General features: G+C 41.7%; 6 protein-coding genes. 3 read left to right on the top strand and 3 right to left on the bottom strand.

Going from position 1 to position 5,030, the window contains the following annotated elements:
- Positions 1 to 173 precede the first annotated feature (173 nt).
- Positions 174 to 809 (top strand): hypothetical protein, encoded by a 636-nt coding sequence (locus tag A3763_RS08255; RefSeq protein ID WP_068512542.1) that lies wholly within the window; start codon positions 174 to 176, stop codon positions 807 to 809.
- An 8-nt stretch (positions 810 to 817) separates the two neighbouring features.
- Here A3763_RS08255 and A3763_RS08250 read toward each other — a convergent pair whose 3' ends face one another.
- Positions 818 to 1,399, bottom strand: a complete 582-nt coding sequence (locus A3763_RS08250; protein ID WP_068554852.1) for a TetR/AcrR family transcriptional regulator — start codon at positions 1,397 to 1,399, stop codon at positions 818 to 820.
- Positions 1,400 to 1,537: 138 nt separating this feature from the next.
- On the opposite strand from A3763_RS08250, the gene A3763_RS08245 reads away from it, so the two are divergent.
- Both A3763_RS08245 and A3763_RS08240 read left to right on the top strand, forming a co-directional pair.
- A complete protein-coding gene (locus A3763_RS08245) occupies positions 1,538 to 2,149 on the top strand; it encodes a glutathione S-transferase family protein (RefSeq protein ID WP_068554566.1) in 612 nt (203 codons plus the stop codon).
- An 8-nt stretch (positions 2,150 to 2,157) separates the two neighbouring features.
- Positions 2,158 to 2,817, top strand: a complete 660-nt coding sequence (locus A3763_RS08240) for a glutathione S-transferase family protein (protein WP_068554564.1) — start codon at positions 2,158 to 2,160, stop codon at positions 2,815 to 2,817.
- A gap of 383 nt (positions 2,818 to 3,200) precedes the next feature.
- Here the strand turns inward: A3763_RS08240 and A3763_RS08235 are convergent, their stop codons facing one another.
- A complete protein-coding gene (locus A3763_RS08235; RefSeq protein WP_068554562.1) occupies positions 3,201 to 3,791 on the bottom strand; it encodes a hypothetical protein in 591 nt (196 codons plus the stop codon).
- A gap of 8 nt (positions 3,792 to 3,799) precedes the next feature.
- Positions 3,800 to 4,813 carry a hypothetical protein gene (locus tag A3763_RS08230; RefSeq protein ID WP_068512552.1) on the bottom strand — a complete coding sequence of 338 codons (1,014 nt, stop codon included), beginning with the start codon at positions 4,811 to 4,813 and terminating at the stop codon, positions 3,800 to 3,802.
- Positions 4,814 to 5,030 lie beyond the last annotated feature (217 nt).

Below are 5,030 nucleotides of genomic sequence, written 5' to 3'. Positions count from 1 at the left end.
GTTAATTGAGTTTAGTAAAATAAACAACAAGCATAACGTGAATAATATTCACATTATTAAATGTACATATAGGACTTAAAACTGTATTATTTGTAACCAGCCGCAATTGATCTGCAGCGATATGTTCGAATGGAATATTTTTTTAGCTTTACTATGTTGTGTGTCTTGTTGAAATGAAAGCTCCGCTTATTCTTAGTATTTCTCTGCCCTTAATGTTGATAGCAAGTAAGTCACTTGCTTCGCAGCCAATTAATTCTCAAGAAAAGAGCACTATTGCCACTTATCAATCTTTGGCAATGAGCGAGTCAGACATGGACGACGTCTCTGCCATTGCCGGCATCTCTGTTTTGGACATATACGGCTCGCCTGCCGCAGGCTTAACCGTCGATAGCGAAGATGACGAAGCAACGAACTCTAACGGGAAAAATTCATACAATGAAGCAGAAGATACACAAGATTTTGCATCCCACGAGCTGAAGAAAATTGAAGACGGTGGACTGGCTACCACTCAAGCTAGTAATGATATAGCTTCGCCAACTGAAACATTAACTATTGAAGATAATTCAGTTGTCAGCGGTGCCGCACAAAGCTTTACCACCACCAGTGAAATAAATTATAAACCGAAGAATTTTCAGCATGAAATGAAGCAACTAAGTGGTGACTCAATTTCTATTTCACGTAACCTTCATGTAGACCTACTAAAAATAGAAAATCTTAGTGGCGATCATTATGACGAAAGCCGCTCCGCGGGCAGTATTTACCTATCCGACTGGACTTCTCGAGGTGACACAATCCTAACGCCTCGTTAGAAACCACCTTACCAGGCAGCGACCGTATTTCTTAGTATTTGCATCTGCCCTTCAATCTGCGCTTTAGAGTTAACAGCTCTGCGCCAGACAATCATCCCTTGAAGCTGGCAGAGCACAAATGCAGTCATATCCTCACTTCTCATTGTAGCTGGCTGCTCTCTTTGTATTTCATTTATTGCATTAAAAATAGCATCACGAAGATCATCGACCAGCAGCTTTAGAACCGACCTCACATCGGCGTCTTTTGAAATCTGGCTTAAGCCAGTATTCTGCATCATACATCCTAACGAACCCGCTTCAGACTGAAGCTGCTCCAAAAGCAAAACAAAATAATCATCTAAACGCTGCCTTGCAGGCTTATCACTCTTAAGCGGCGCTAACAAATAAGCTAGAACAGTCTTCCTATAATGCATTAAGACCTTTATGAATATTTCTTTCTTATCACCAAAGGTATTGTAGACACTAAAGCGGTTAATCCCAAGCTCATCTACCAAGTCTTGCATAGACGTTGCTTCATAACCCTTAAGCCAGAAAAGCTTCATTGCTTTATGCAACACTCTATCCGCATCAAATGCTAACTTACGACCCATATGCCTTTCTCAATGAATGTACTAATAAAAACTAATTATAGATTATTCTTGACCGGTCGTTTAGAAAAAAATACCATTCTAAACGATCAGTTAGAAAAATTACTAAATCCCGACCAATAACGAATAAGGAAAAACCCTATGAAAATATATGAGATGAGAATCGCACCGAACCCGCGCAGAGTCCGAATTTTCTTAGCTGAAAAAGGGATTACGGACATAGAGTTCATTGAGATCGACCTTCAAAAAGGAGAAAACCTAAACTCAGAATTCAAACAAAAAAATCCATTGGCTAAAGTTCCGGTTCTAGAGCTCGATAATGGCCAAACAATTTCTGAGTCCGTCGCCATCTGTCGATACTTTGAAGAGCTATATCCAGAGAAGCCTCTAATGGGTGAAACTGCTTTCGAAAAGGCTCAAATAGAAATGTGGCAACGTTGGGCGGAGTTTTACTTTCTGATGCCAACAGGTATGTGCTTTCAACACTCAAGCGGCTACTTTAAAGACAGAATGAATCCAATTAAGGAATGGGGAGCCGAGTGTGCCACTCATGTTAGAAAATTTATGACACACCTGAATAAGCATTTAGAGCACAATACATTTCTTGCCGGTGACACATTCAGCATTGCTGATATTACCGCACTCTGCACAATGGACTTTAATCGAGTGAATCAGATATCTATAGACAAAGAACAAGTTCACCTTCTGCGCTGGTATAAAGAAGTTTCCTCTCGCCCATCGGCTAAAGCCTAGGTACATATATGATTGATCTATATACATCACCAACCCCTAACGGACACAAGATTAGCATTGCGTTAGAGGAAATGAATATTCCTTACAAAGTAATCACTGTTGACCTATCTAAGGGTGAACAAAAAACGCCCGAGTATATCGCTATTAACCCGAATGGGCGAATACCGGCGATTATTGATCACGACAACGAAGGTTTTACTCTTTTCGAATCGGGGGCCATCCTGATCTACCTAGCCGAAAAGTCGGGAAATTTTTACGCACATACACCTAACGAGCGCGCGCTTATAAATCAGTGGCTAATGTTCCAAATGGGCGGAATTGGTCCAATGATGGGGCAAGCAAATGTTTTCTTTCGCTACTTTCCAGAAAAAATCCCCGCAGCTATTGACCGTTATCATAACGAGGTAAAGCGTTTGTTTGGAGTACTTGACTCTCACTTAAGTGAACATGAGTACCTGGTAAACAATTACAGCATTGCAGATATCGCAAACTGGGCTTGGGTTCGAACCCACAACTGGTCGGGTGTTGAAATCGATAGCTATCCAAACTTGGAAAGGTGGGTAAAAGCAATATACGAACGGCCGGCAGCATTAAGAGCCATTGATACGCCAAAGCGCCCTCGCTCAGAAAAAGTCGTTGCTAGTGGGCAAAAGATAATCGTTACCTGACAGACAGCGCTAATCAATTAAAAAGCGGGGAGCAGTGTGCTTCCTTGCGCACTACTCCCCGCTACCCAAGCTGAAGTCTTGCTGACCTCTTGGTAGGTTGATAAACCCTCATCACAGATGCTCATCCTTGAGCCCTACCCGCTTGTTCACGAAGTTAACAGCCAAATGCCACTGAAAGAATAATAATACTCGCTAAGCAGCATCCCTCGACTCCTCATGATAGATAAGGCTAGTTCGCTAGCATAAACTCTTCCGCGGCGTATCCCTTGCGTAAGGCAAAGCTAAATCCCTTTACTGCGTGAAGAACGTCTTATCTGGAACTAATGTTATAAGCAATTTTTGGGTGTGAATAGTTGTAGCTACAACCTTTTCAAAAAAATAGTCTAGTGATACTGAAATAACTTGGCCAGTACGCGGAAGGCCTTATCATTTGGAACAGAGCATATACTGAGCTTGTTATATATCGCCAATTTCTTTTTATTAATAGCTTGCTGGGAGATTCCCTTCATTTCAGATAATTGATTAACATCGTAAATTAACAGTTCTCTAGCAAGCTCCTGATCAGAGGAGCTGAGCTGTGCAAAAGGACTATCCCCCTCAATAAACGTATCCCCCTGGGCTGCGGATATAATCGCACTCCAACAAGGAGCGAAGCCCTTATTTTTATCCAAAACGGCATAACACCCCAGGCGCATCATTTTTGCTGCGCTCAAGTTATAAGAGTTTGGACTGGTTAGGATAATCACCTGGCCTTTGAACTGTCTACCGAGCCAGCCAACCAAAGCCCAATAATCAACCCCTGGGATTCCTGCATCGACGAGAAGAATGCTCTCGCTTCCCGCTAATAGAAGCTGCTGTTCAAGCTCAGGAGATATTTGGTTGAACGTCTCAAATTCGCACCCCAGCAATACATCTAGAGATATTCTTAGCGTATCGAGCAAGACCTGATCGGTAGAGATTACCTTAACGTGCACCTTCACTCCTAACAAACCAGACAAAGCGAATAGGTTTCGTCATAACTAATTTCTGCTCGTAGATTTGACGCCTTCGCCAACATGAAAAACTCTAGTTTTAAGCAAGCTAATTCTGCACCACGCTCAACACTTGATAGTAAGGGGTTAAAGTAATCGTTATATGTAAATCGCCCTCCAAGATCAAAGTGAATACACTCTCTTTGAGGCTGAACCATGTCTTTAATGTCATAACCTAAAATGGAGTAATAATCTTTAAGGGTCGCAAGCATCAACACCATTGCAGCCTCATTACTTTCAATATTGCGATCAAATCGTTTTTCGCTCTTGATACCGAACTGACGCAGCAACTTAGACAAACGAAAATTACTATTCATCGCTGTCTCAACTTCTCTAGCATAAACTCTTTTAACTGCCGCTATTATTCTCTGGCTTAGAAAACGCTTGAATTGCTCGCTATCCCGAATACATACCTCGTCCATATAACGCTTGGAGTGCAGCCAACCTCGCTCACATACAGCCAAATACTCTGCTGGAAATAACACCAATTGTTCTCGATGCTGTTTGCTTAATTGCGCTTTTTCAATCCCCTTTTTCAGAACAGCCAAGCGGTCATCTATAACCTGCTGAATACAGCTATTCTCACTCAAAAGCTCCTCACAGGCTTTACTCAATAAGCAGCTCAACACAGCATCCAGCTCCAGATTTTTTGGAGTCTTTGATAAGAGTTCACCGCTATCGATAAAGCTACTAGTCGAAACAACCTTGATATGAGGCCAACGCTGATCAGCTTCGTTTAAAAATGAATATGCCGAAAAGCTGGCGCTCTCCTCATCCATCACAACCAGAAAATAATCAGCGGGTTTATGTTCCAAAAAGGAAATAGCTGATTGAATAGAGTTTGCACTTTGTATACGCAGGCCTTTAAATTTAGCTACACGTCGCGCAGAAGAACATGCTAAAGAATCATCACTAACAAACAAGAAGGCTTTGTCTAATTGCAAGCGGGTCGAATTCCATGTCATCACTTAAATCCTTTTATGATCACTGACTACTAACCGAACAAACTTATCACAGGTGCCGAGACAAGAAAGCCCGACCATATAATTAAAGGGTCACGGGTCACATTCACCTTATAAGCATATTCCATCGGAATCCAGACCGAAGGTCAACCACTATTTACATTGCTATTTGAATTAAACCTTCTACCAACAAAATATAGAATAGGTATATTACCCACAG

The sequence above is a fragment of the Oleiphilus sp. HI0128 genome (genome assembly GCF_001635365.1).
The sequence above is the reverse complement of the archived record's forward strand: the minus strand, read 5'-3'. Positions and strand labels throughout refer to the sequence as shown.